This is a genomic window from Ensifer adhaerens (assembly GCF_002007205.1).
In the GTDB taxonomy this organism is placed as follows: Bacteria; Pseudomonadota; Alphaproteobacteria; order Rhizobiales; family Rhizobiaceae; genus Ensifer; species Ensifer adhaerens_D.
Genome location: NZ_LAZS01000009.1, coordinates 111,536 through 138,245 on the forward strand (window position 1 = coordinate 111,536; position 26,710 = coordinate 138,245).

A 26,710-nucleotide genomic window follows, 5' to 3' on the forward strand; every position below is an offset into this window, starting at 1 on the left:
ACATCAAGACCGGGCCGATGGCAATGCTCTCGCCGTCGGCCGGGGAGGAGACTGCCCGTGAGCTCAATTGTCGAATCCGAAATCGCCGCGCCGGCCGTGTCGGCCCGCAGCCGCTACCTGCAGCTGGCGCTGATCGTGATCGCCGCCGGCGCGATCTATCCAATCCTCTATCTGCGCCAGTCCTACCAGACGACGATGCTGGAGGTGCTGAAGCTTAGCAACACCGAGCTTGGCGTGCTCTATTCCATTCTCGGCACCAGCTTCCTCGTCGGCTACCTGCCGAGCGGCTGGCTCGCCGACCGCGTTCAGCCGCGCATCCTGATCCTCATCTCCATGGTCGGCACCGGTCTGCTCGGCCTCTGGTACGCGACGCTGCCCGGCTATCCGGCGCTGCTCGTCATCTATTGCGGCTTCGGCGTCACCACTGGACTGACGTTCTGGGCGGCGACGCTGAAGCAGGTCAATCTGATCGCCGGCGCCAACGAACAGGGGCGCTTCTTCGGCATCCTCGACGGCGGTCGCGGCCTGGTCGAAGCGCTGCTCGCCAGCGTCGCCATCGCGCTCTTCGTCTTCACCACGGAAACGCGCGGCGCCGGGCTTGGCACCGGTTTCCGCGACGTCGTTCTCCTCTACGCCATCTTCTGCATTGTCGTCGGCATCGCCTATTTCGCCGTGTCGCCGCCGGTTGCTGCCGACAAGGCGCGGCGCAAGCGTGAAGGCAACCTGCTTGCCGACCTCAGGACGCTGCTCCGTATCCCCGAGGTGTGGTTGGTTGCGGCAATCATCTTCTGCGGCTACCACGTCTTCCTCGCGACCTACAGCTTTTCGGCCTATCTGCAGGAAGGCGGCTTCGGCATTTCCGCCGCGATGGCCGGCCTGATCGTCACCATCAAGCTGTGGCTGCGCCCGGTCGGCGGCATCGGCGGCGGGCTCCTCGGCGACCGTTACGGCAAGACCGTCATCCTCTTGCTGAGCTTCATCGTTGCGATCGCCAGCCTTGTGGCAATGATCGCCCTGCCGGGCATCGGCTCCACGGTGCTGTTCGTCGGGCTGGTGCTTCTGGTCGGCCTCATCACCTATACGATCCGTGGCCTCTACTGGGCGATCCTCGACGATTGCCACGTGCCGGCCAACATCACCGGTCTGGCGATCGGCATCATCTCGCTCGTCGGCTACGCGCCCGACACCTACCTGCCGCTCGTCAACGGATACCTCTCCGATACCTATCCGGGCATCACCGGCTACCAGCTCTATTTCGGCTACATCGCCGCCATCTGCGTCCTCGGCGCCATCGCCACCCTGGTGCTGATGGCCCGCCTCAAGAAAAAGGCTTGACACAAATGAAGATCGCGTCTCTCAAGACCTACGCCGTCGCCGTCCCGCCACCGCATGTGGGCGGCATGTACTGGATCTTCGTGCGCCTCACGACCGCCTGCGGCATCGAGGGCATCGGCGAGATCTACGCGACCTCGTTTCATCCAAAGGCGCTGACGCCGCTGATCGAAGACGTCTTCGAGCGGCATCTGCTCGGCCATGATCCGCACCAGATCGAGCGCTTCTGGCGCTCGGCCTATTCGAGCGGCTTCACCCAGCGCCCCGATCCGACGATGATGGGTATCGTCTCGGGTCTCGAAATCGCCTGCTGGGATATCATCGGCAAGGCCGCTGGCAGGCCGGTCGCGGACCTGCTCGGCGGGACGGTGCACGAGAAGCTCCGCGCCTATACCTATCTCTACCCGAAGAATGCGGCCGGCGAGTTCGATTTCAACGACCCGGATCTTGCCGCCGAATGCGCCGTCGAAATGGTCGAGATGGGCTTCACCGCCGTCAAGTTCGACCCGGCCGGTCCCTATACCAACTATTCCGGGCATCAGCTTTCGCTCGGTGTGATGGACCGCTGCGAAGAATTCTGCCGCAAGATCCGCGATGCGGTCGGCAGCAGTGCCGATCTGCTCTTCGGCACCCATGGCCAGATGGTTCCGTCCTCGGCCATCCGGCTGGCGCGTCGTCTCGAAAAATACGATCCGCTCTGGTTCGAAGAGCCGGTTCCTCCGGGGCAGGAAGCGGCGATGGCCGAGGTGGCACGCGCGACCTCGATCCCGATTTCGACCGGCGAGCGCCTGACGACGAAGTACGAGTTTCAGCGCGTGCTCGAACTGAAATCAGCGTCGATCCTGCAGATGAACGTGGCGCGTGTCGGCGGGTTGCTCGAGGCGAAGAAGATCGCCGGCATGGCCGAGGCCTATTACGCCCAGATCGCCCCGCACCTCTATAACGGCCCGGTGGGGGCTGCCGCCAGCATCCAGCTTTCAGCCGCGACTCCGAACTTCCTCATCCACGAGGCGATCCTCGATTTCTCCGGCTTCCATGCCGACGTGCTGAAGACCAAGCTCGTGGTCGAGGACGGCTATATCATCCCGTCACGCGAGCCCGGCCTTGGCATCGAGCTCGACATGGATGTGGTGGAAAAGCACACGCCCTATACCGGCGAGCGCCTCCACCTGCAGATGGACAGCCGGCCGGCCGACGTGAAGGCCTTCGCCCCGGCGCGCGGCTAACTCCGGCGATAGGACTTCGAGATGATCTACGACTACATCATCGTCGGCGCCGGGTCGGCGGGTTGCATCCTTGCGAGCCGGCTCAGCGAAAATGGCCGCCATAAGGTTCTGCTGATCGAGGCCGGCGGCAGCGACAATTCCTTCTGGTTCAAGATCCCGGTCGGCTACGCCCGCAGCTACTACAATCCTCAAGTCAACTGGATGTATTCGAGCGAGCCGGAGGCCGAGCTTCAGGATCGCAGCATTTACGTGCCGCGCGGCAAGGTCCAGGGCGGCTCCGGATCGATCAACGCGATGATCTATGTGCGCGGCGCGCGCGACGACTTCAACGACTGGAAAAACGCCGGCAATGCGGGCTGGGGCTATGACGACGTGCTTCCCTATTTCCGCCGGCTCGAAACCCATGCGCGCGGATCGTCCGAATGGCACGGCGGCGAAGGACCAATCCACATCACGCCGATGCGCGGCATGACGCATCCGATCACCGATGCCTTCCTCGAAAGCTGCGGATCGCTGCAGCTGCCGCTGAACGAGGATTTCAACGGCGCCTCGATCGAAGGTGCCGGGGTCTACGACGTCAACACCAACCATGGCCGGCGCTCGCATTCGAGCGCGGAATATCTGAGGCCCGCCCTCAAGCGGCCCAATCTCACGATCGAACGTTATGCTCAGGCCGAGAGACTGGTCTTTGGGGAAGATGGTCGCGTCACCGGTGTCGACGTCATCCAGAATGGCGCGCGCCGTCGTTTCACCGCCGGGCGCGAGGTCATCCTGGCTGCCGGCGCGGTGGGCAGCCCGCAACTGTTGCAACTCTCCGGGATCGGCGACGGCCAGACGCTGTCGTCGCTCGGCATCGAGACACGGCGGCATCTGCCGGCCGTCGGGCAGAACCTCCAGGATCATCTCTGCGCCAGCTTCTACTATCGCGCCACCATCCCGACGCTCAACGATGAGTTCGGTAGCCTGTTCGGCCAGATGCGCCTGGGCTTGCAATATTTGCTCACCGGCAAGGGCCCGTTTTCGATGAGCGTTAATCAGGCCGGCGGCTTCTTCCGCGGCAGGCCCGACGAAGAGCGGCCGAACATCCAGCTCTATTTCAACCCGCTCTCCTATCGCATCCCCAAGGACCCGAAGGCGGGCCTGAAGCCGGAACCCTATCCGGGCTACCTGATCTGCTTCAATTCCTGCCGGCCAACGAGCCGCGGCAGCATTTCGATCAGCTCCGCGGATATCGCGCAAAAGCCGCTGATCCGGCCGAACTATCTGACGACCGAGCGCGACATCGATGAAGTTTTGCAGGGGAGCCGTCTGGTGCGACGGATCGCGTCCGCCTCCGCCCTCTCTTCGCTGACCGCCGAAGAAATCTCACCGGCGCCCGTGGTTCAGAGCGACGAAGCACTAATGGACTATTTCCGCGAAAACTCCGGATCGATCTATCACTTGTGCGGCACCTGCACGATGGGGCCGGATGAGACGAGCGCTGTCGTCGACAGCCACCTGCGGGTCCACGGCGTACCCGGTCTGCGCGTCGTCGACGCCTCGATCTTCCCCAACATCACCGCCGGCAACATCAATGCGCCGACGATGATGGTTGCCGAAAAGGCGGCCGACCTGATCCTTGCGGATGCCGCTTAGGGCGGAACGATGCTCCGGGCCAAACGGGCTGGACCATCGTTGCGGCGGATCACGGGCACAGGGGGAAAATTGCCGCCTGTGCGTGACAGCATACGTGAATTGCCATCGCCGGTCGGGCATGGCTATACTTCCCGCACTTCATAGCCGCCGATATCTGGTGCTTGCCCCTGCCGAACGATCGTTGCCACCGCGCTCGACGCGGCGAGGTTATGGCCGTGGAACTTTGGCAATGCGCCGCGAGCCTGCGAGGGAGAGACGCATGCCGAGTTCCCGCTTGAAGAGCCTGTCCGTCACGCTGTTTGTTTCGTTAAGTCTTCCGCCTTGGGCAGTGCAGGCGGCCTCGCCGGAGCCGGTGAAGGCCGTGCATGGCATGGTGGTGACCGCACAGCACCTGGCAACGGATATCGGTGTCGAGGTGCTGAAGAACGGCGGCAATGCGGTGGATGCCGCGGTTGCCGTCGGTTACGCGCTCGCCGTCACCTATCCGACCGCCGGCAATATCGGCGGCGGTGGCTTCATGACCATCCGTTTCAAGGACGGCAAGACCACCTTCCTCGATTTCCGCGAACGGGCGCCGCAGGCGGCGACCAAGAGCATGTATCTCGATGCGAAGGGAGATTTCGTCAAAGGGGCGAGCACCGATGGCTATCTCGCCGTCGGCGTGCCCGGGTCGGTCATGGGCTTCGAGGTCGCCCGCAGCCGCTATGGCACCAAGCCGCTTTCCGAGCTGATCGAGCCTGCGGTCGCGCTCGCCAAAGAGGGTTTCGTGCTGGAGGAGGGCGATATCAATGCGTTCCGGGGCAGGACCGATAGGCTTGCCAAGGATCCGGCCGCAGCGGCGATCTTCCTGAATGACGGCAAGCCGTTCGCGGTCGGCGAGAAGCTGGTCCAGGCCGATCTTGCCGCGTCGCTTTCGAGCATAGCCGAAAAGGGGACCGATGCCTTCTACAAGGGCGCGATCGCCGATCAGATCGTCAAGGCGAGTGCGGAGAAGGGCGGCGTGCTCGCCAAAGCCGATTTCGAGCGTTATGCGGTGCGCGAACTGGAGCCGGTCAAGTGCAACTATCGCGGCTATGACATCGTCTCTTCGCCGCCGCCATCCTCCGGTGGCGTGATCATCTGCGAAATCCTCAACGTGCTCGAAGGCTATCCGATCTCCTACATGGGCTACGGCGCCGCCGAGACCGTGCATGTGATGATCGAGGCCATGCGTCATGCCTATGTCGATCGCAACACCGCGCTCGGCGATCCGGACTTCGTCGAAAACCCGGTCTCCAAGCTCACCGACAAGGCCTATGCCAAGGAAATCCGAGGCAGGATCGACCCGTTCCGCGCCGGCGTTTCCGCGACGCTGATCCCCAAGGGTTTCGGTGAGAGCAAGGAGACGACGCACTATTCGATCATCGATGACGAAGGCAATGCCGTCGCCGTCACCTATACGCTGAACGGCTCCTTCGGCGCCGGCGTGGTGGCGCCTGGAACCGGCATCCTGCTCAACAACGAGATGGACGACTTCACCGCCAAGCCCGGCGTTCCCAATCTCTACGGGCTCGTGCAGGGCGAGGCCAACGCGATCGCACCAGGCAAGACGCCGCTGTCGTCGATGAGCCCGACGATCATCTCCAAGGACGGCAAACCCTTCATGGTGATCGGCAGCCCGGGCGGTGCGCGCATCATTACCATCACGCTCGAAGCGATCCTCAACGTCATCGATCACGGCATGAACATCCAGGAAGCGGTGGACGCGCCGCGCATCCATCACCAGTGGCTGCCGGACAAGGTGTTCATGGAGCCCTATGCGCTTTCGCCCGATACCCGCAAGCTGCTTTCGGCTATGGGCCATGACGTCGAGATCGACGAAAGCTGGACGATCTGGGGGCAGGCGACCGGTATCCTCGTCGGCGGCGAGAGCCTCGCCGACATCGAGGCTGGCGGCGGCGCCCGCTACAATGGCGCCGTGGACAGCCGCATCGGCGCGGGCGCTGCGCGCGGCTACTAGAGCCCGGCGAAACAGCGGCGAGACATGCGCGACATCCCCTGAAAGAGCGGCGGATCGGCGTTTCGCCGCGCTATTTCGCGCGTGCGATCACCGCGCGCTCGCGCGAAAAAGATTTGAAAGCGGTTTCGGTTGAATTTATTATGTTTTCAGAGCGTGCGGGCGCACGCGTCCGTACGCTTTGGTCAAGCTTCATTCGTGGAGGTTGTCATGGCACTGATGGAAGGAAAGAAAGCACAGGACTGGATCAATCTGGTTCTTGCCCTCTGCCTGTTCGTCTCCCCCTGGATCATGGGCTTCGTTGTCGAAAGCGTTCCGGCCTGGAACGCTTGGGCCGCCGGTGTCGTGCTCGCCATTCTGGCGATCGCGACGCTTGCCATGTTCGCGGAATGGGAAGAATGGGCAAGCCTCATCGTCGGGCTCTGGGTGATCGCTTCGCCCTGGCTGCTTGGATTCTCGACCAGTCCCAACGCAATGTGGACGCATGTCGTCCTCGGGGCGCTGGTGACCGCACTCGCGATCTGGGCTGTCTGGGACGAACGGCAGCATCCGCATGCGCATGCATGACGATGAGTGAGAGAAGTCGCGGCCCGGCGCCGCTGCACCGGGCCGCGATCGGCCATCAATCCGTGTCGACCGACGCTCGAATGCGCACTAATGCGCCTGCAGGAACCGCAATATATCCGCAGTAAACTGCTGCGGACCCTGCAAAAGCGAGAAGTGGCTGACTTCGGGCTGGATCAACAGACCGGCATTCGGAATGCTATCGGCCATCAACAGCGTATTCTTGCGCCTGATGACTTCTTCGTGGTCGCCATCGACAATCCAGACCGGAGTTCCGATGCTTCGGAGATCTTTCGGCGTGATCTCCGGTTGCGAGGCCCACATCGCGCTCATCTTGCCGAGGAAGTCATCATATTCGTCTGGAGTTGAAGACAAGTCCTTGTATTCCTTGGAAACGCGCTGGAGGTATTGGTCGAAAACAATACTGTCGGAAATATCCTCTATACCGGACGGATCGCTGTTTGCCGCAAAAGCGAAGACGCCTCTGATCCGGTCCGGATTGTGAATCGCCAGCTTGAGGCCGATGATCGCGCCGTCACTCCAGCCGATGATCGCAGCCTGAGATATGTCCAGATGATCCATGAGCGCAACGACATCCGACGACATGAGATCGTAGCTAAAGGGACGTTCGTCGCGCGTGCTGCGTCCATGGCCGCGGCTGTCCATGACGACAACGCGATAGTTCTTGGCAAGGTCGGGAACCTGATGTCCCCAGTAATTGGAGTTGGCGAGGCCGCCATGCAACATGATAACGGGCTCGCCTGACCCGAACATCGCATACCAGATCTTGGCTCCGTCAACCGATACAAAGCCGTGATCGTTCGTCGTCGGAAGCTGCGGCGTGGCGGGCAGCGTACGCCACCTGGGCTTCTCCGTTGCCGCCGCAGTACTGATCAGCCCAGCGGCGATGAACACTGAAAGCAGGATATGCACCGCCAGAGAAAGAAGGCCTCCCGCTCGGACATCTGTTGCCTGGCTGACCATGAACCCTCTCCCCGTATCACTGTCGATTGGAAGTTCGCACTGCCTGGGTCTGCAAAAGCACTGAGGTCAGCCGGCGAGCGGCGACAGTCTGGGTTGCAAATATACGCAAGTTTCGCGCAGTCGCTAATCACCTGTTTGGGGGATCAGTGTTGTGAATTCGCGCGTCAACCTGCCTGTTCTGATGAATAATCGAGAAAAAATCGCTGCGCTGATGGCGCCGTTGCTTGAGAGTTCATTCGTTTCCCGCTTTACCTGCGATTCAAGATAACGCTTCCCATCTGTCCTGCTTTGGCCTAGAAAGCGCGCCGTAATCCGGTCGCAGCCTACCCGGTCAAAACAAGGACACCTATCATGAAGACGATTGTCATCTGCTCCGGCGGATTGGACTCGGTATCGCTTGCCCACAAGGTCGCAGCCGAGCAGGAACTCATCGGCCTGCTCTCCTTCGATTATGGCCAACGGCACCGCAAGGAACTGGACTTTGCCGCCGCCTGTGCAAGGCGGCTCGATGTTCCGCATCAGATCATCGACATCCGTGCCATCGGGGCCCATCTCACCGGATCGGCGCTGACGGATAATGTCGACGTGCCCGACGGCCACTACGCCGAGGAAACCATGAAGGCGACGGTGGTTCCGAACCGCAACGCCATCATGCTCGCCATCGCCTTCGGGCTTGCCGCCGCGCAAAAGGCGGATGCGGTGGCGGTCGCCGTTCATGGCGGCGACCATTTCATCTATCCCGATTGCCGCCCCGGCTTCATCGACGCCTTTCAGGCGATGCAGAACCATGCGCTCGACGGCTATGCCGACGTCAGGCTCTATGCGCCCTATGTGACGATCTCGAAGGCGCAGATCGTCAGCGACGGCGAAAGCCATGCGACGCCCTTTGAAGAGACGTGGTCCTGCTACAAGGGCGGCGATCGCCATTGCGGCCGCTGCGGCACCTGCGTCGAGCGGCGCGAGGCCTTCCATCTGGCTGGTGTCGCGGATCCGACCGACTACGAGGACCCGGATTTCTGGGTGTCGGCGACATCGGCTTTTTCAGCCGAGGAGGTGAAGTGATGTTCCGGATCACCAAGGAATTCCATTTCTCCGCCTCGCACCAATTGACGAGCCTGCCGGCCGAACATCAATGCGCCCGGCTGCACGGCCACAACTACGTCGTCGAGGTCGAACTCTCTGGAGCGGAACTCAACGAGCACGGCTTCGTGCGCGACTATCACGAGCTCTCGCCGCTGAAGCGCTACATCGACGAAAGCTTCGATCACCGTCATCTGAACGATGTTCTCGGCCACGATCGGGTCACGGCCGAATGTCTGGCCAAGCACTTCTACGATTGGTGCAAGGCACGGCTGCCGGAAACATCCGCCGTGCGCGTCAGCGAGACGCCGAAGACCTGGGCGGAATACCGGCCATGACCGGGCCGACAGAAACGCGCATCCGTGTCAGCGAGATCTTCGGGCCGACGATCCAGGGCGAGGGCATCCTGATCGGGCTTCCGACCGTGTTCGTGCGCACGGGCGGCTGCGACTATCGCTGCAGCTGGTGCGACACGTTGCACGCCGTCGACAGCGAGTACCGCGACCAATGGCTGCCGATGGGCGTCGAAGAGATCTGGCGAGAGGTCGTCAGGCTGTCCGGCGGCAAGCCGCTGACAGTGTCACTTTCCGGCGGCAATCCGGCGATCCAGCCGCTTGGCCCCCTGATTTCGCGCGGACGGGAAGACGGCTACCGCTTCGCCCTGGAGACGCAAGGCAGCATCGCCAAGGGCTGGTTTGCCGATCTCGACGTGCTGGTCTTGAGCCCGAAACCGCCGTCGAGCGGCATGGAAACGGACTGGCGGGCATTCGACGACTGTCTTCGGATGGCGGCGGGCGGCCCAGAGCTGGCGCTGAAGGTCGTCGTCTTCGACGAGCGCGACTATGCCTACGCCCGCGATGCGGCGGCGCGCTACCCGCATCTGCCGCTCTACCTGCAGCCCGGCAATCATACGCCGCCGCCGCCCGATGATGACGACGCCACGGTGGATATCGACGGCATCATGGACCGCATGCTCTGGCTCGTCGGCAAGGTGACGGAGGATCGCTGGTTCGAGGCGCGTGTTTTGCCGCAGCTGCACGTCCTGCTGTGGGGCAACCGGCGCGGCGTGTAGGCGGCCAGCGCCGTCCCGCGATGACCGATTGGACAATAATCTTCCTCTATGGTCCAAAGGTGGGCAACACCCGCGGGGGGCGAGACGGCCATGCAAGTGAAGACGAAACGTGTCTACAAACCGAAGGCCGACGGCGACGGCACGCGCATTCTCGTCGATCGCCTGTGGCCGCGCGGGATGACCAAGGCGGAGGCCGCGGTCGACGTGTGGCTGAAGGAGATCGCTCCGTCGACGGAGCTGCGCCGCTGGTTTCACGGAGACGAGGGCAACTGGGCCGAATTCGGCGAACGCTACTTGGCGGAGCTCAAGGGCAACCAGGCTGCCGTGGATCTGTTGCGCCAGCGGATCGCCGGCGGTCCGGTGACCTTGCTCTACAGCGTGAAGGACGAGGCGCACAATCACGCGGAACTTCTCAAGGCATATGTGCTGGACCACCGATAGGCGCTCGTCATCCTCCGATCCCTCCGGCCGGATCATCGCCTGCACCCGCCATTGCGTCGCCGCAATCCATCTTTGCTAATTTAGCACTCCATGCAATGCCGGCGAGCATCGCCTGAAGCTGGAAAACAACGAAGGCGCGAATTTTCTGATCCGCGGTGTCGGGATGCGCATTCGCCGCGCGTCTTAATCTCGAAGCCGGTGTTGGACCGGAGACAACAAGGAGATTGAGAATGTTTCGTACCGCTTTGATTGCAGGCGCGCTGCTGCTTTCCGGCACCGCATTTGCCGAAGCCGAGCCGGTGGGCAATCGCGTCGACGTCAACGGCATGAAGATGTATTACGAGGTCTCGGGCGAGGGCGAACCGCTGGTCGTGCTGCACGGCGCCTATATGAACATTCCGTCGATGGGTGCAATCATTCCGAAGCTGGCCGAGACCCACAAGGTCTATGCGGTCGAGCTGCAGGGCCATGGCCGCACCACGGATATCGACCGCCCGATCACCTATCCGAACCTCGCCGACGATGTCGCCGCCTTTATGGACGCCGTCGATCTCAAGAAGGCCGATGTCTTCGGCTATTCGATGGGTGCCGCCGCCGGTCTGCAGCTGGCGATCCGCCACCCGGAGAAGGTCAACAAGCTTGCCGCCGCATCCGTCGCCTATGATGCCGAAGGTTGGCAGCCGGAGTTCAAGGCGGTCATCCCGCAGATGACGGTCGAGATGATCGTCGGCCTGCCCTTTGCCGAGGACTATCGCAAGCTCGCCGCCAACCCGGACGGCTTCCCGGAGCTGGCCCGCAAGCTGATCCAGCTCGAAAAGGAGCCGATGGCCTGGGAGGCTGACGTCAAGGCGTTGAAGGCGCCGGTTCTGATCATTGCCGGCGATGCCGACGTTTCGACGCTCGATCACAACGTCGCGATGTTCCGCCTGCTCGGCGGCGGCGCGATGGGCGACATGGGCAAGCCGCTTTCGGCTTCGCGTCTCGCCATCCTGCCAGCAACGTCACACACGGCAGTGATCAATCAGACGGACCTGCTGTTAGCCTTCATCGAGCCCTTCCTGAAGGGTGAGACGCCGAAGGGCATGTTCCTGTAACAACAACGAACGGCGCCACCTCCGCAGGTGGCGCCGTCCTTCTCATGGTGGATATCGCTTAGAGCGCCGTGCGTTCATACGAACGCACAAAGGACGCTCTAGCGCAGACGCCGGCCATCGGCGTCGAACACCAGCGCTTCCGCGGGATCGAAGCGGGCGGCGATGCCGTCGCCGGACTTCAGGTCACGGCCGTTCTTCGTTTCGATGATGATCAGTTCACCGTCGCCGTGCCGGGCATAGGCAAAGGTCTCGCCGCCGAGATGTTCCAGCATGTCGATCGTGAGATCGAGGCTCGCAGAACCGCTCTCGCCGAAATGCTCGGGGCGAATGCCGATGGTGACCGTGCTTCCGGGTGTTGCTCCCGCGGCCGCAATCGGAAGGGTAGCATTGCCGAAATCCGGCAGACGGACGTGCGATGTTCCATCGGCTCCGGCTTCGACGATCCCCTTCAAGAAGTTCATTTTCGGCGAGCCGATGAAGCCGGCGACGAAGAGATTGGCAGGGTCGTCGTAGAGGTCGAGCGGCGAGCCGACCTGCTCCACCACGCCGCCGCGCATGACGACGATCTTGTCGGCGAGCGTCATCGCCTCGACCTGGTCGTGGGTGACGTAGACGATCGTGGTCGCGAGCTTCTTGTGCAGCCGCGCGATCTCGATGCGCATGTGCACCCGCAGTTCCGCATCGAGATTGGAGAGCGGCTCATCGAAGAGAAAGATCTTCGGATGCCGCACGATCGCCCGGCCGATCGCCACGCGCTGGCGCTGGCCGCCGGAAAGCTGCTTCGGCTTGCGGTCGAGCAGCGGCCCGAGCTCCAAGATGTTCGCAGCCTCGCCGACGCGGTTCTCGATCTCGGCCTTCGCCACGCCGGCAAAGCGCAGCGCGAAGCCCATGTTTTCCCGAACGGTCATATGCGGATAGAGCGCATAGGACTGGAACACCATGGCGATGCCGCGCTTCGACGGATCGACATCGTTCATCCGTTCGCCGTCAATCGTGAGGTCTCCTGATGTGATCTCCTCGAGGCCGGCGATCATTCTCAGCAGGGTCGACTTGCCACAGCCGGACGGCCCGACGAAGACGACGAACTCACCGGTCTTGATGTCGAGGTCGACCCCTTTGATGACCTCGAAGTTGCCATAGGACTTTCTGACGTCGTTGAGTTGCAGTTCGCTCATGCAGCCGCCGCCTCGTCCGCCACTGCCGAAAGCTCCAGTCTCACGGTTCCAAGCCGCGTCGAGGTTACCACGACGGCAATGCCGCCGGCAGTACCCGTCGTTTGCAGCCAGAAGCCGGTCGAACCGCCCTGGAAAACTAGGCGCTCAGGCCCGAGCAGTCGGGCGGGGCCGGTGATCGTGACGTCGACCGCGTCATTGAGGAAGGGCAGGATGTTGCCGGCCTGGTCGAGGGCGCGCACGATCACGCGGACGCTGTCGCGCCCTTCAGCCCGAAGCGTCGTGCTGTCGGCCACAACCTCGAGCGTCGTCGGCACCGGATCGGCGGCCATGCGGAGATTGGCAACGGCCTTGCCGTCGATGAAACCGGTGAAGGCGGCGTCTTCCCACTTCATGCCCCAGACGCCGAGCTCGTCCTTGGTAAAGTGACGGTGGTCGATGACGACAGGCGGGTGTGGCAGGTGCGGGAAATTCTGGCGGTCTGGGCCGACGCGCTTGACGAGCGAGCCGTATTTCAGCTCGACCTCGTCGCAATTGGTAAGCACGATCAGCGGCAGCACGCCGCCGATGTTGCGCTCGCCGCGTGCCCAGAAGGTGACCGGCTTCATCACCACCGCCTCCGACGGTTCGCATTGGCTGGCATAGACATAGGCTGCGAATTTCGGCTGGCGGAACATGTCCATGACACCGTGATAGCAGATCCGGTCGCCGGAACCGAAGTCCTTGTGGGTGTTGTAGTCGAACATGCACCAGCCGACGGCGCCGGAAATGCTTGGGTCGCCATGGGCGGCGTTCAGCACCTCCAGATGCCGGCGCACGTGCTCCGCCTGCCGTTGCTCCTGATCGTAGATCTTCGTCGGAAACATGTGGCCGCCGAATTCGGTGATGAGGTAAGGCACCTTGCGGTTAAGCCCGGTGCATTCCTGCTGGGGCCTCAGCGCCGTGCGCGGGCGGTTTGCGCCGGGCAGTTCCTCGTTGCCGAGGATGAAGTCGTTCATGGTGTAGACGTCTTCGAGGTATTCGCTGTCGGTGATGTAGCGCACGCCGCCAGTCTGGCGCGTCGGGTCGAGCTCACGGGCGAGCCGGTTGGTCTCGACGTAGAAATCGTGTGAGTCCTGCGACTCGTTGATGCGCACGCCCCAGATGATGATCGAGGGGTGGTTCCAGTCGCGCTCGATCATGCGGCGAACGTTTTCGATCGCCTCCTGTTTCCAGGCCTCGCCGCCGATATGCTGCCAGCCGGGGATTTCCTCAAAGACCAAGAGGCCGATGCGGTCGCAATGGTCGAGGAACCACTTGGACTGTGGATAGTGCGAGGTGCGCACGAGATTGCAGTGCAGCGTGTTCTTCAGGATCTCCGCGTCACGCTCCTGTGCGGTGCGGCCCATGGCGTAGCCGACATAGGGGAATGCCTGGTGGCGGTTGAGGCCGCGGATCTTGAGTGGCCGGCCGTTGAGTTTGAAGCCATCCGTGGTGAACTCGGCCGTGCGGAACCCGAAACGCGACGACAGCCGGTCGCTGCCGCGATCGCTGCGCAACTGCGCCTCGACCTCGTAGAGGACGGGGCTGTCGATATCCCAGAGCGAAAGGCCCTTCAGGCCAGTGATCTCAAGCGTGACGCTCTCGCCGCGGGTCTGGCCGGTCGCTTCTGCGAGCACCTTGCCATTCGCATCCTTGAGGAACGCGGTGAATGTGCCGGTGAAGGTCAGTCCCTGCGGATTGGCGAGGTCGCAGCGGATCGAGACGGACTTGTTGTCGCTGAGCGCGTCGCGGGTCTCGATCTTGATGTTGGCGATCGAAATCGCGTCGGTAACTTTCAGCCAGACGTCGCGATAGATGCCGGCATAGGTGAGATAATCGATGCGGCCGCCGAAGGGCGGGATTTCGGGGTTCTCGCTACCGTCGATCTTCACCGTGATCAGGTTGTCGCCTTCCCGAAGTTTGTCCGTCAGGCGTGCTTCGAAGGGCGTGTAGCCGTCCTTGTGGGCGACGATCTCCTCCCCGTTGAGGTAGACAACGGCATCGGCCATGGCGGCGTCGAAGACGAGCGAGACTTCGCGACCGTGGAACTCGCGGCGCCAGGCAAGCACCTTCTGGTAGGTGAAGGCGCGTTGGTAGGACGTCTCGTCGAAATAGTTGAACGGCAGTTCGACCGCATTGTGCGGCAGGCTGACGCGCTTGCCTGCCTGCAGGCGGCCGGCGCTGGCGGCAGTGAAGCCCTCGGAGAAGACCCAGGTGTCGTTGAATGGAGTAACAGAACGCATGATCATTCCTATTTGACTGAGCCCAGCATTCCCTGGACGAATTGGCGTTGCATGAAGAAGAAGACCGCGAGGGTGGGAAGCGTCGCGAGAATGGTGCCGACCATGACGACGCCGTAATCGGGGTAGTAGGCGGAAGCGAGCGAGGAGATGACCAGCGTGATCGTCTTCGTCTCGTTCGACTGCAGCACGATCAGCGGCCAGAGATAGTTGTTCCAGGCTGTCATGAAGACGATGATGAAGGCCGCGGCATAGGTCGAGCGCATCACCGGCACATAGATGTAGAGGAAGATCTGCCACTCCTTCAGCCCGTCGACCTTGGCCGCGTCACGCAGCTCGGATGGGAACGCCTTGGTGGTCTGGCGGAAGTAAAAGACCACGAAGGCCGAGCCGATCGTCGGCAGCACCACGGCGAAGTGCGTGTTGATGAGGCCCGCCTTGCCCATCATGATGAAGAGCGGGATCATCAGCGCCGCAAACGGGATCATCATCGTCAACAGCAAAGCGCTGTAGATCCGGTCGCGGTGGCGCGAGCGGAACACCTCGAAGCCGTAGCCGGCAAGCGACGAGACGGCGAGCGTCAGCACTGTCGCCAGAATGGCGATCTTGGCGGAATTCCAGAAAACCAGCGGCGCGTTCACCTGGGTGAAGAAGGTGGCGATGTTGGTCGCAAGCGCGCTGCCCGGCATCATCCTGCCCTTAATGATGTCGATCGACGAATTGGTCGCGCCGAGCAGCATCCAGAGGAAGGGAAAGATCGAGAGAAAGGCCATCAGCCCGACGAAGCCGTAGGTGACGATGGTGCCGGCGATACGTGTGGTTCCGTTGTTCATCGGTCGCGCTCCCGTGCCGCGAAGAATTGCAGGCAGGCGAGCAGGGCGACGAGCACGACGATCACGTAGGAGACCGTCGCCGCGTAGCCGAAGTTCGGCATGAAGCGGAAGGTCAGGTTGTAGATGTAGAGCGACAGCGTCAGCGTCGCGTTCGACGGTCCCCCCTTTCCCTCGGTCAGGTTGTAGACCTCGTCGAAGAGCTGGATCGTGCCGATCGTCGAAATGATCGTGGTGAACAGGATGACGGGCTTCAACAGCGGGATGGTGATGTGGGTGAAGCGCGCCCAGGCGGGCACCCCATCGATACGCGCGACTTCATAGATCGACTTGTCGATGTTCTGCATCGCCGCGAGGTAGAAGATCATGTTGTAGCCGGTCCAGCGCCAGGTGATGGCGAGGATGACCAGCACCTTGGCCCAGAAGGGATGTGTCAGCCACGGGATCGGTTCGCCGATGATGCCGATTGCCTCGAGCGTCGAGTTGACGATGCCGTCATGGGCGAACATGCCCTTGAAGAGCACCGAGTAGGCAACCAGCGACGTGACGCAGGGCAGGAAAATGGCGGTGCGGAAGAAGCCGCGGCCGACGAGCTTCGGATTGTTGAGCAGCGACGCCAGGATCAGCGCCAGGAGGATCATGATCGGCACCTGCACCACGAAATAGGTCAGCGTGTTCGTCAGTGCCTTGATGAAGACCGGGTCGTTCCAGAGACGGATGATGTTGGAAAAGCCGGCGAACTTCAGCATCATGCCGCGGCCGGACTGGAACGACATCCAGAGCGACCAGAGGATCGGATAGATCATGAAGAGGGCGATCAGCCCGAGCGCCGGCGCGACGAAGAGCCAGCCATTGACGTTGTAATATCGGCCGATACCGCCGCGACGCGCGAGAGCCATCATCATCCTCATGGGTAGCAGGAGCCGTTGGCCGTGGCTTGGTCGCCACGGCCAGGTGCGGTCAGTCGCGGGAGCGATTACTGGATCTGGGCGCTGACTTCGGCGTCGATCGCCTTCAGCACCTCGTCAACCGGCGTCCCTTGCGTCAGGGCTGGCAGTTGCGCGGTGACAGCGGTGTCCGCTTCGTTGGTGAAGACGCCGTAATTGACCGAGGGCACCTTCGCGAGCCAGTCGGAGAAGTTCTGCCAGACCTTTTCGCCGCCGAAGAAGGCATCGGCTTCGCCGTAGGCGGCCCCGCTGCGGGCGGCGAGCAGCGAGCCGACGGCGCCGCGGTCCGTAAGGATCGTCTGGTAGAAATCGACGTCCTTTGCGTAGACCGCGTTCAGGAAGTCGATCGCCTCGGCCTTTTCGGCAGAGCTTTCAAGCACGTACCAGCTCGATCCGCCGAGGTTGGATGCATGCGTCGCACCGTCGATCGAAAGCGCCGGGATCGGCGCAACACCCCATTTGCCCGACTGGTCCGGCTGCGCCTTGACCGTGCCGGTGATCCAGACGCCGGTGATGACGGTCGCGACATCGCCCGACGTGAAGGTCCCGACCCAGTCGGACCAGCCGGCGGCGGGCTTGTAGATGTTGGCCGACATGATCTTGTTGATCGTCTCCAGCGCCGCCTTCAGCGCGGCATTGCCGGTGATGTTGGCCTTGCCGTCCTTGTCGAAATACCATTGCCCGGCCGATTGCATGATGATGCGGACAAGCCCGGCATCCGTGGGATCGAGCCCCATCATCTTCTTGCCGGTCTTGGCTTCGACCTGCTGGCCGATCTCGATGAAGCGATCCCAGGTGATGCCTTGCATGTCCTCCGGCTTGAAGCCCGCCTGCTCCAGATAGTCCTTGCGGTAGTAGAGACCGGTGACGCCGGAATCGAACGGCATGCCGTAGACCTGGCCGTCCAGCGTCATCAGCTCGACCTTGTAGGGAGCGAAGCCGGAGTAATCGACGGTGCCGGAGAGCGGCGCAAAGGCGCCGGGGAAGGACTGCAGATATTTCTGCGCGCCGTAGTCCTCGATGAGAACGATATCCGGCAGGGCGTCTGCGGTGCCGGACGAGAGGCCGGTCTGCAATTTCTGCTCGACGTCGGCCTTGGCGAAATCGACGATGTTGAAGGTGACGTCAGGGTGCGCCTTGGTGTAGCGCGCGCCGGCCTCCTTCATGATCGCGACGTTGAAGTTCGGATCCCAGCACCAGACGGTGATTTCCTTGGCTTGCGCCGCGGTTACCGCCATGAGGCTGGCGCCTGCAAGTACGATCGCGGCAAAGCGCGGCAGATAGGTACGCATATCCATTGTTTTCTCCTCCCTCGTAATTTCGTTCCCCGAGACGCTCCTCCTGGTCCCGGCGCGGAGTATTTCGCAAAATTCTGAAGAAGGCAATATTTCAGTAAATTTTTACCACGCGTTTTTTACCGACCGTTTTACGCACCGGGGACGGCGGCTGCCGCCATCGTGCTGCCGCGCCAGACCATCTCGGTTCCGAGGATCACCTTCTTCGCCACGTCTCGCCCGGTCAGCCGCTCGACCAGGAGATCGACGGCGGTCTCGCCGATTACTTCGGCGGGGATCTTCACCGTCGAAAGCGGCGGCCCGAGAAACTGGGCGACGGGAATGTCGTTGAAACTGGCGACGGCGACATCGTCGGGGATACGCAGGCCCATCTCGTGAATGGCGCGGTAGGCGCCGATCGCCATGTTGTCGTTGCAGGTGACGAGGATTTCGGGCGGGTTGGGTTTCGACAGCATCGCCTTGGCGAGCGTATAGCCGCTGTCCGGCGTCAGCTTTTCGACCATGCACAGTTCCGGATCGTAGAGGCCGGCCTTGGTCATGAAGTGGATGAAGGCGCGGCAGCGCCGTTCCGAATGGATGTCGTCCTTGTCCCTGAAAGCGTCGATCCAGCCGAGGAAGCCGATGCGGCGGTAGCCCATGCCGTAAACGCCGTCAAGCAGGCGTTTCATCGCGATCGAGACGTCGCTCATCACGCTGTCGTCGATGTCATCGTCGGGGGCAAAGTCCGCAAAGACCAGGTGGCGGCTGTGCCGCCGCAGCCAGTGCACCTCTTCGCCGTAGTGGTGGCCGACGGCGACGACGCCGTTCGCGCCCTGCAAGATCGCCGCCTCCGGCAGGTTGCCATTGTGGAAGACCTTGACCACCTCGATCTTCAGCGCCTGGCAGCGGTTTTCGATCCCGAGCCGCACGCCGACATAATAGGGATCGATCAGTTCCTGGGCGGGCTGGAGGAAATGCACCAGTGCGAATTTCAGGCCCTGCAGCGGGCCGGCACCGCGGCCGCGGTTGCGGGGTGTCGCATAGTTCAGCGCCTCGGCCGTCTCGATGATCGCCTGCCGCTTCTTGGTGGAGATCGAAAGGGTCGGATCGTAATTCAGCACCCGAGAGACTGTTGCCGAAGAGACCCCGACAGCCGAAGCGATTTCCTTGATTGTGACCATGTCCCACGTCCTGCCCGCCGCTGTGTCCCCATTTCGGGCGCGGCGCAATCATTATTTAGTAAAATTTTGCCTGGGTTTTTTCAATCTCTGGGCGTCATATTTCGTTCATCGATCGTGACACAACCACAGCCGCAATCACGCGGCGCGACCGGTTGCCAATGCTTGCGCCTGAAGCTCTTCGGAAAGGAATGCCCAGAGTGCCGAGATCGGGCGGGACGACAGGCCCTGATCGTCGGCCGCGAAAAGCCCGAGTTCGATCACCGGGGCCGGTGGCAAGCCCTCTTCGGCCCCGAGCACCCGCATCGTGTTGGGACGAATGTTAAGATCCAGGAGAACGGCGATGCCGAGACCCGCCTCGATCATCGACTGGATGGAGGAGAGGCTGGCGCTCGTCAGCACCGTGCGCCACGGGCGACCGCCGTCCTTCAGCGCCTCGATCATCTTCTGGCGCCAGGTGCAGATCCCGTCAAAGGTGACGAGCGGCAAGGGCCCTTCCGCCGGCAGCTCGAAACCGCGCGCCGCGACCCAGCGGAGCGGCAGCCGCCAGGTGAGGATCGGCTCGCCACGAATCAGGGCCGGGTCGCCGATCGCGACGTCGAGCCCGCCTTGCGAAAGCTTCTCCGACAACACGGTGCTTTCGGTAACGGTCAATTCGAGCGCCACGTTCGGATGGTATTCGGCGAAGCGCTGCAACGCTCTCGGCAGCGAGCCGACGGCAATGTCCTCGATCATGCCGAAGCGGATCGGCCCCTGGACGGCGTGCCCAGCAAGCGCCTGCCTGGCGCCGGCGCTCAACCCCAGCATTTTCCGGGCGTAGGGCAGGAGCACATGCCCGGCGTCCGTCAGTTCCATGCCTCTGGTGCTGCGGTTCAGAAGCCGAGCGCCGAGATCGTCCTCAAGGCGGCGCAACTGCATGCTGACGGCGGCCTGGGTTCTTGCGAGCCGTTGGGCCGCGGCGCTGACGCTGCCACAATCGGTGGTCACGACGAAGGCGCGCAGAAGGGCGATATCGAGGTCATGCATATAATGATCTCTTATGGAGGCATCACAATTATTAGCGTTCTTTATTGTGCCGGGATTGCTATGTCTGTTCAAGCCCAGGAGGAGAACGGATATGGCGGAGACGGAGACGACAGCCGATAGCGCGTGGAGCAGGCCGGGAGCAACAGGCGACGCCAACGGCCGCGTCACGGTCGCCATCGTCTTCTGCCTGCTCTCGATGTCGAGCGTGCAGTTCGGTGCCGCGCTCTCGAAGCCGGCCATGGAAACTGTGGGAGCCTTTGGAGCAACTTGGCTGCGGCTCTCCTGGGCGGCGGCATTCCTGCTGCTTATCGTCCGGCCGCCTTTCCTCAGCTACAGCCGGGCGCAGTGGCTTTCCGCGCTTTGCCTCGGCGCGACGATGGCGGTGATGACGCTCTGCTTTTTCGCAGCGATCGCGCGCATCCCGCTCGGCCTTGCGGTGGCAATCGAGTTTCTCGGCCCTCTGACCGTCGCCGCCATTTTCGGTGGCCGCGGCTGGCGCCTGCTTTGCCCCGTCATCGCCGCCGCCGGCGTGCTTTGCCTTTCCTGGGACGGTTCGGCCTGGGTGGCGGATACGCGCGGGCTCCTCTTCGCCTTTGGCGCGGCGATCGGCTGGGGTGGTTATATCGTGCTGATGAAGCAGGCGGGCCAGCGCTTCAGGGGATTGGAAGGGCTTGCCGTTTCGCTGCTGTTTGCCGCGCTATTCGCAACGCCGTTCGGCCTGCACCAGGTGCAATCCGGCTTCTCCTTCGACATGCTGCTGATGACGGCCGGGCTCGCCATTCTGGTGCCGCTTTTGCCCTACGCGCTCGAGTTCATGGCGCTCAGGCGCATGCAGCCGTCGGCCTTCGGCATCCTGATGAGCCTCGAACCGGCGATCGGCGCCGGTGCCGGCTTCGTCGTCCTCGGGCAGGTTCTCTCTCTCAATCAGATCTTCGGCGTCGTGCTCGTGATGATCGCCAGCGCCGCCGGGACTTTGCTGGCCAGAGCCTAGCGCCGCGCCCCGCTCTCACTCTTCTGAAGGCTCCGGCCGCGTTGTCGGCGGGGTGAGGGACTTGGGTGCGAGCGGCTACGACCTCGGTCCATTTTCGGCGCCCTTTGTGCACCTCAGGCAAAAAGTGCCCGTTTACAAAAGTAATATTATATGATTTTTTCTCCTTGGCTGCGTGGAGGCAGCTTTCTTTGGGAGGAAATCATGACAATCGCCAAGGCACTTGCGAGTGCAACGATCCTTGCTGCCTGTACGTTCGGCAGCGCATCGGCCGCCGAGCTGGTCGTCGGCTTTTCGCAGATCGGCTCGGAGTCCGGCTGGCGCGCCGCCGAGACGACGCTGACCAAGCAGCAGGCCGAACAGCGCGGCATCGACCTCAAATTCGCTGATGCGCAGCAGAAGCAGGAAAACCAGATCAAGGCGATCCGGTCCTTCATCGCGCAAGGCGTGAACGCCATTCTCGTGGCCCCCGTCGTCGCAACCGGCTGGGACGAGGTACTGCAGGAAGCCAAGGACGCGGAAATTCCGGTCATCCTGCTCGACCGCACGGTCGATTCGTCGAAGGACCTTTACCTGACGGCGGTGACTTCCGATCTCGTGCACGAGGGCAATGTTGCCGGCAAATGGCTGGTCGACACGACCGCGGGCAAGCCCTGCAACGTGGTCGAGCTTCAGGGCACGACCGGTTCCTCTCCGGCGATCGACCGCAAGAAGGGCTTTGAACAGGCGCTTTCCGGGCACGACAACCTGAAGATCATCCGCAGCCAGACCGGTGACTTCACCCGCACCAAGGGCAAGGAAGTCATGGAAAGCTTCCTCAAGGCCGAGGACGGCGGCAAGAACATCTGCGCGCTCTATGCCCATAACGACGACATGGCCGTTGGCGCGATCCAGGCGATCAAGGAAGCCGGCCTGAAGCCCGGCAAGGACATCCTTGTCGTCTCCATCGATGCTGTTCCGGATATCTTCCAGGCGATGGCCGCCGGCGAGGCCAATGCCACGGTCGAGCTGACGCCGAACATGGCCGGTCCCGCCTTCGACGCACTTGCCGCTTACCAGAAGGATGGCACGGCGCCGCCGAAATGGATCCAGACGGAATCGAAACTCTACACTCAGGCCGACGAGCCGCTGAAGGTCTACGAGGAAAAGAAGGGCCTCGGCTACTGATGTCGGCCGTGGCCCGCGCTGCTTCTCGCGCGGGCCACGCTCTTTTCCACGTTTTCGGCTGAAGCGTGCCGCTTGCCGCGGCGAGACGCTGTGCTTCATGTCCGGCAGATACCAGCATCGCGGAGACGGTATCGATGCAGACCAATGACGACATTCTCCAGGCGATCCGGATCGAAAAGACCTTTCCGGGGACCAGAGCCCTCGACAAGGTCGATTTTCACCTCAGGCGCGGAGAGGTTCATGCGCTGCTTGGCGAAAACGGCGCCGGCAAGTCGACCCTGATCAAATGTCTGACCGGCGCCTATCGCCGCGACGGCGGCGCCATCCTGCTCGATGATACCGAGGTCGACCCGCGCGACACGTTCGAGGCCCAGGCGCTCGGCATCGGCACGGTCTACCAGGAGGTCAACCTGCTGCCGAACCTGACGGTTGCCGAGAACCTCTTCCTCGGGCGCCAGCCGCGCCGCTTCGGCATGGTCGACGCCCGTGCCATGAATCGGCGGGCACGGGATCTGCTTGCCGATTATGAACTCGACATCGACGTCACCCGCGATCTCGCCAGCTATTCGGTGGCGATCCAGCAGGTGGTCGCCATTGCCCGCGCCGTCGATCTCTCCGGCAAGGTGCTGATCCTCGACGAGCCGACGGCGAGCCTCGATGCGCATGAGGTGGCGATGCTGTTCCGCATTATCCGGCGCCTCAAGGCACGCGGGCTCGGCATCGTCTTCGTCACCCACTTCCTCGAACAGGTCTATGAGATCTCCGATCGGATAACGGTTCTCAGGAACGGGCAACTCGTCGGAACGCGTGAAACCGCCAGTCTCGATCGCCGCGAGCTGATCGCGATGATGATCGGGCGTGAGCTGGCGGCGGAAATCCACGCGCCGCGCGCTGAGGCCCAGCAAGGGCCGTTGCGCTACCGCTTTCGCAACTATGGCCGCAAGGGCCGCGTCCGCCCCTTCGACCTCGATGTCCGCGCCGGTGAAGTGGTCGGCATGGCCGGCCTGCTTGGCTCCGGGCGAACGGAAACGGCGGAGCTTCTCTTCGGCGCCCATCGCGCCGACAGCGGCGAAGCCGAGATCGATGGCCGCGCGGTCGATCTTGCGTCACCACGCGCCGCCATCCGCCATCGCTTCGGCTTCTGCCCGGAGGATCGCAAGACTTCAGGCATTGTCGGCGATCTCTCGGTGCGCGAGAACATCGTGCTGGCGCTGCAGGCCCGCCGTGGCTGGACCCGGCCGATCTCGCGGGCGGAGCAGAACCGGCTGGCGGACCACTATATCCGCGCGCTCGATATCCGCACGGCCGATCGGGAGAAGCCGATCAAGCTTCTGTCCGGCGGCAACCAGCAAAAGGCGATCCTCGCGCGCTGGCTCGCGACCGAGCCCGAATTTCTGATCCTGGATGAGCCGACGCGCGGCATCGATGTCGGCGCCCATGCGGAAATCGTCAAGCTGATCGAGGCGCTACGCGAGAAGGGCCTGTCCTTGATCGTCGTCTCCTCGGAAATCGAGGAACTGGTTGCCTACAGCACCCGGGTCATCGTGCTTCGGGACCGGGCCCATGTCGCCGAACTCGACGGCACCCGGATCACGGCCGATCAGATCGTCGAAGCGATCGCCGCAACCAATGAAAGGAGGACGTCGTGACGTCGTTCCTCAGGCTCTATTTCAACCGGTTGCTGCCGCAACTGATCGCGCTCGGCATAATCGTTGTGGCGGTGTCGCTGGTTTTTCCCGGCTTCCTCAACCTGCAGATCCAGAACGGCCGCCTCTATGGCAGCCTCGTCGATATCCTCAACCGCGGCGCGCCCGTGGTGCTTCTGGCGATCGGCATGACGGTCGTCATCGCCACCAAGGGCATCGATCTCTCGGTCGGCGCGGTCATGGCGATCTGCGGCGCAACGGCCGCCGCGGCGATCACGTCGGGACACTCGCTCGCTGCAACGCTGCTGATCACGCTTGGCGTCGGTATACTTTGCGGTCTCTGGAACGGGGTGCTGGTGGCGGTGCTCGACATCCAGCCGATCATCGCGACGCTGGTCCTGATGGTCGCCGGGCGCGGCATCGCCCAACTCGTCACCGAAGGCGCGATCCTGACCTTCAATGATCCCGGGCTCATCTTCATTGGCAGCGGTTCCTTTGCCGGCCTGCCGATGCCGGTCGTGATCTGGCTGGTCTTCGGCACACTGGTCGCGATGCTCGTCCGGCGCACCGCGCTCGGCATGCTGATCGAGGCGGTCGGCATCAATCGCCAGGCGAGCACGCTCTCCGGCGTGCTGACGCCTGTGCTCTTGATCGTCGCCTATGTGCTTTCCGGTCTCTGCGCTGCCATCGCCGGCATTATCGCCGCCGCCGATATCCGCGGCGCCGATGCCAACAATGCCGGGCTCTGGCTGGAGCTTGATGCCATTCTTGCCGTCGTCGTCGGCGGCACGTCGCTGCTCGGCGGCCGCTTCAGCATCGCCGCATCGGTGCTCGGCGCGATCATCATCCAGGCGATCAACACTGGCATCCTGCTCTCGGGTTTTCCGCCGGAGTTCAACCTGATCATCAAGGCCGCGATCATCGTCTTCATCCTGGTGCTTCAGTCGCCGCGGTTCCGCACCGCCTTTGCCTTCCTCGTGCCGGCGCGCGGTGCGAGCAAACCGAGCGAGCGAGCCGCAAAATGAAGCCGAAATATCTTCCGCTCACGGCGACGCTGGTGATCTTCCTGCTTGGATACGTGATTTGCGTGGCACAGTACCCGAACATGCTGTCGACACGGGTGATCGGCAATCTCTTGACCGACAACGCCTTTCTCGGCATTGCCGCCGTCGGCATGACCTTCGTCATCCTCTCGGGCGGCATCGATCTGTCGATCGGCTCGGTCATCGCCTTCACCGGCGTGTTTCTTGCCGTGGTGCTGGAACACACGAGCCTTCATCCGCTCATCGCCTTTGCGTTGGTTCTTGCGATCGCGACGCTCTTCGGCGCCGCGATGGGGGCGGTCATCCACTATCTGGAGATGCCGGCCTTCATCGTCACGCTTGCCGGCATGTTCCTCGCCCGCGGCATGGCCTTCGTGCTGTCGATCGACAGCATTCCGATCAAGCATCCCTTCTACGCGACCTTGAAGGGGCTTTACTTCAAGCTGCCGGGTGGCGGGCGCATCACGCTGATCGGCGGGCTGATGCTGCTCGTCTTCGCGGCAGGTATCCTGATCGCGCACCGAACCCGTTTCGGCACCAATGTCTACGCGCTCGGCGGCGGCACGGCGACGTCGCGGCTGATGGGCGTTCCGGTCGCGGCAACGACGATCCGCATCTACGCGCTCTCGGGCCTGCTTGCGGGATTGTCCGGCATTGTCTTTTCGCTCTACACCTCGGCCGGCTATTCGCTTGCCGCCGTCGGCGTCGAGCTGGATGCAATCACCGCCGTGGTCATCGGCGGGACGCTCCTGACCGGAGGCTCGGGTTTCGTCGCCGGCACGTTGGTCGGCATCCTCATCCAGGGCCTGATCCAGACCTACATCACCTTCGACGGATCGCTGTCGAGCTGGTGGACGAAGATCCTGATCGGCCTTTTGCTCTTTGCTTTCATCCTTCTGCAGAAAGGCATCATCCTCGTCTCGCGTCACCGCCAGCAGCGGGCGTGAGGCAGGGGTCGCGCGATGTGGCCGTCCCTCCATCAGCCGCGCAAACGCACGAGCCACCGGCTCGTCGTCGAGGAACTCGGCCAGGCGGTCGTCGGAGGGGAATTCGCGGTCGGGGACATCCTGCCTGGCGACGTCGAGCTTGCTGCGCGCTTCAACGTCTCCCGTACGGTGCTGCGCGAGGCGATGAAGACACTCGCCGCCAAGGGGCTCGTCATTGCCCGCGCCCGCATAGGCACCCGCGTCATGCCGCGGGCGAACTGGAACCTGTTCGACGGCGACGTGCTTTCCTGGCATTTCCGGGCCGGTGTCGACGAGGCGTTTCTCCGCCATGTCAGCGAGGTTCGCCTGGCGCTTGAGCCTTACGCGGCCGGGCTGGCGGCGCGGCGGGCGACGGACGCCGATATCTCCCAGATGATGCGGCTGGCTGTCGCCATGGGCGATGCCGGCCATAGCGCGCAGACGCTGGCGCGCGCCGACCTCGAGTTCCACCTCCGGCTGCTCGAGGCGTCGCTCAATCCTTTCATGCAGACCGTCGGCAGCCTGATCGAGGCGGCGCTGATCGGCGTTTTCCGGCTGAGCAATGCTGCAACCGATGGCGCCGAGATCGACCGGGTCGCCGTCGCGCATATCCGCATCGTCGAGCAGATCCGGCTTCGCAACGAGGAAGGCGCGCGAGACGCCATGGAGCACGTGATCCGCGTCGGGCAGCAGCAGCTGATCGCAAGCTTGAAGGCACTTGGCCGAGCTTAGACGTGCGCGCGGTGCCGCTTGGCTTCACCGGCCATGTGGGCGTAGGCTGCGGTGGGC

The 26,710-nt window shown here is 62.9% G+C and carries 24 protein-coding genes; 16 read left to right on the forward strand and 8 right to left on the reverse strand.

Going from position 1 to position 26,710, the window contains the following annotated elements; genetic code table 11:
* Positions 1-57 precede the first annotated feature (57 nt).
* The 5 genes from XB14_RS21295 (at position 58) to XB14_RS21315 (ending at position 6,756) form a co-directional block, all read left to right on the forward strand.
* Entirely contained in the window at positions 58-1,335 is a 1,278-nt protein-coding gene (locus tag XB14_RS21295; RefSeq protein WP_210190036.1) for an MFS transporter, read from the forward strand.
* 5 nt (positions 1,336-1,340) lie between these two features.
* Positions 1,341-2,558 carry a mandelate racemase/muconate lactonizing enzyme family protein gene (locus tag XB14_RS21300; protein ID WP_077963692.1) on the forward strand — a complete coding sequence of 406 codons (1,218 nt, stop codon included), beginning with the start codon at positions 1,341-1,343 and terminating at the stop codon, positions 2,556-2,558.
* 21 nt (positions 2,559-2,579) lie between these two features.
* Positions 2,580-4,193, forward strand: a complete 1,614-nt coding sequence (locus XB14_RS21305; RefSeq protein WP_077963694.1) for a GMC family oxidoreductase — start codon at positions 2,580-2,582, stop codon at positions 4,191-4,193.
* 259 nt (positions 4,194-4,452) lie between these two features.
* Positions 4,453-6,192, forward strand: a complete 1,740-nt coding sequence (gene ggt / locus XB14_RS21310; protein WP_077963713.1) for a gamma-glutamyltransferase — start codon at positions 4,453-4,455, stop codon at positions 6,190-6,192.
* A 207-nt stretch (positions 6,193-6,399) separates the two neighbouring features.
* Positions 6,400-6,756: an SPW repeat protein gene (locus XB14_RS21315; protein ID WP_077963715.1), complete on the forward strand. Its 357-nt coding sequence runs from the start codon at positions 6,400-6,402 to the stop codon at positions 6,754-6,756.
* 87 nt (positions 6,757-6,843) lie between these two features.
* Here XB14_RS21315 and XB14_RS21320 read toward each other — a convergent pair whose 3' ends face one another.
* Positions 6,844-7,737, reverse strand: a complete 894-nt coding sequence (locus XB14_RS21320; RefSeq protein ID WP_077963716.1) for an alpha/beta fold hydrolase — start codon at positions 7,735-7,737, stop codon at positions 6,844-6,846.
* 351 nt (positions 7,738-8,088) lie between these two features.
* On the opposite strand from XB14_RS21320, the gene queC reads away from it, so the two are divergent.
* The 5 genes from queC to XB14_RS21345 all read left to right on the forward strand — a co-directional run bounded on the left by queC (position 8,089) and on the right by XB14_RS21345 (position 11,424).
* Complete coding sequence (gene queC / locus XB14_RS21325) at positions 8,089-8,799, forward strand: 7-cyano-7-deazaguanine synthase QueC (RefSeq protein WP_077963718.1); 711 nt, start codon at positions 8,089-8,091, stop codon at positions 8,797-8,799.
* Positions 8,799-9,155: a 6-carboxytetrahydropterin synthase QueD gene (queD, locus tag XB14_RS21330; protein ID WP_077963721.1), complete on the forward strand. Its 357-nt coding sequence runs from the start codon at positions 8,799-8,801 to the stop codon at positions 9,153-9,155. The genes queC and queD overlap by 1 nt, the downstream gene beginning before the upstream one ends.
* On the forward strand, positions 9,152-9,889 hold the full coding sequence (gene queE / locus XB14_RS21335; protein ID WP_077963723.1) for a 7-carboxy-7-deazaguanine synthase QueE: 738 nt from the start codon (positions 9,152-9,154) through the stop codon (positions 9,887-9,889). Before queD ends, queE begins: the two co-directional genes overlap by 4 nt.
* A 90-nt stretch (positions 9,890-9,979) precedes the next feature.
* Positions 9,980-10,330, forward strand: a complete 351-nt coding sequence (locus XB14_RS21340; RefSeq protein ID WP_077963725.1) for a DUF488 domain-containing protein — start codon at positions 9,980-9,982, stop codon at positions 10,328-10,330.
* Between the two features lie 230 nt (positions 10,331-10,560).
* Entirely contained in the window at positions 10,561-11,424 is an 864-nt protein-coding gene (locus XB14_RS21345; protein WP_077963742.1) for an alpha/beta fold hydrolase, read from the forward strand.
* 98 nt (positions 11,425-11,522) lie between these two features.
* Here the strand turns inward: XB14_RS21345 and XB14_RS21350 are convergent, their stop codons facing one another.
* From XB14_RS21350 to XB14_RS21380, 7 genes are all read right to left on the reverse strand, one after another.
* Positions 11,523-12,599: an ABC transporter ATP-binding protein gene (locus tag XB14_RS21350; RefSeq protein WP_077963743.1), complete on the reverse strand. Its 1,077-nt coding sequence runs from the start codon at positions 12,597-12,599 to the stop codon at positions 11,523-11,525.
* The gene (locus XB14_RS21355; protein WP_077964046.1) at positions 12,596-14,860 is read right to left on the reverse strand and encodes a glycoside hydrolase family 2 protein; all 2,265 of its coding nucleotides are present in this window, start codon (positions 14,858-14,860) and stop codon (positions 12,596-12,598) included. Before XB14_RS21355 ends, XB14_RS21350 begins: the two co-directional genes overlap by 4 nt.
* An 8-nt stretch (positions 14,861-14,868) precedes the next feature.
* Positions 14,869-15,690: a carbohydrate ABC transporter permease gene (locus XB14_RS21360; RefSeq protein WP_077963744.1), complete on the reverse strand. Its 822-nt coding sequence runs from the start codon at positions 15,688-15,690 to the stop codon at positions 14,869-14,871.
* Positions 15,687-16,586 carry a carbohydrate ABC transporter permease gene (locus tag XB14_RS21365; RefSeq protein WP_077963745.1) on the reverse strand — a complete coding sequence of 300 codons (900 nt, stop codon included), beginning with the start codon at positions 16,584-16,586 and terminating at the stop codon, positions 15,687-15,689. The genes XB14_RS21360 and XB14_RS21365 overlap by 4 nt, the downstream gene beginning before the upstream one ends.
* Positions 16,587-16,663: 77 nt before the next feature.
* On the reverse strand, positions 16,664-17,932 hold the full coding sequence (locus tag XB14_RS21370; RefSeq protein WP_077963747.1) for an ABC transporter substrate-binding protein: 1,269 nt from the start codon (positions 17,930-17,932) through the stop codon (positions 16,664-16,666).
* A 128-nt stretch (positions 17,933-18,060) separates the two neighbouring features.
* A complete protein-coding gene (locus XB14_RS21375; protein WP_077963759.1) occupies positions 18,061-19,089 on the reverse strand; it encodes a LacI family DNA-binding transcriptional regulator in 1,029 nt (342 codons plus the stop codon).
* A gap of 135 nt (positions 19,090-19,224) precedes the next feature.
* Positions 19,225-20,112, reverse strand: coding sequence for a LysR family transcriptional regulator (locus XB14_RS21380; protein ID WP_077963761.1), 888 nt, complete (start codon positions 20,110-20,112; stop codon positions 19,225-19,227).
* 91 nt (positions 20,113-20,203) lie between these two features.
* Between XB14_RS21380 and XB14_RS21385 the strand changes: the two genes are divergently transcribed.
* From XB14_RS21385 to XB14_RS21410, 6 genes are all read left to right on the forward strand, one after another.
* Positions 20,204-21,103 (forward strand): EamA family transporter, encoded by a 900-nt coding sequence (locus XB14_RS21385; RefSeq protein ID WP_077963763.1) that lies wholly within the window; start codon positions 20,204-20,206, stop codon positions 21,101-21,103.
* A gap of 201 nt (positions 21,104-21,304) precedes the next feature.
* Positions 21,305-22,267 carry a galactofuranose ABC transporter, galactofuranose-binding protein YtfQ gene (gene ytfQ, locus XB14_RS21390; protein WP_077963765.1) on the forward strand — a complete coding sequence of 321 codons (963 nt, stop codon included), beginning with the start codon at positions 21,305-21,307 and terminating at the stop codon, positions 22,265-22,267.
* Between the two features lie 134 nt (positions 22,268-22,401).
* Positions 22,402-23,916 (forward strand): galactofuranose ABC transporter, ATP-binding protein YtfR, encoded by a 1,515-nt coding sequence (gene ytfR / locus XB14_RS21395; RefSeq protein ID WP_077963767.1) that lies wholly within the window; start codon positions 22,402-22,404, stop codon positions 23,914-23,916.
* Complete coding sequence (locus XB14_RS21400) at positions 23,913-24,938, forward strand: ABC transporter permease (protein WP_077963769.1); 1,026 nt, start codon at positions 23,913-23,915, stop codon at positions 24,936-24,938. The genes ytfR and XB14_RS21400 overlap by 4 nt, the downstream gene beginning before the upstream one ends.
* Complete coding sequence (gene yjfF / locus XB14_RS21405) at positions 24,935-25,903, forward strand: galactofuranose ABC transporter, permease protein YjfF (protein WP_077963771.1); 969 nt, start codon at positions 24,935-24,937, stop codon at positions 25,901-25,903. The genes XB14_RS21400 and yjfF overlap by 4 nt, the downstream gene beginning before the upstream one ends.
* 15 nt (positions 25,904-25,918) lie before the next feature.
* Complete coding sequence (locus XB14_RS21410; RefSeq protein ID WP_077963774.1) at positions 25,919-26,653, forward strand: FadR/GntR family transcriptional regulator; 735 nt, start codon at positions 25,919-25,921, stop codon at positions 26,651-26,653.
* Positions 26,654-26,710 lie beyond the last annotated feature (57 nt).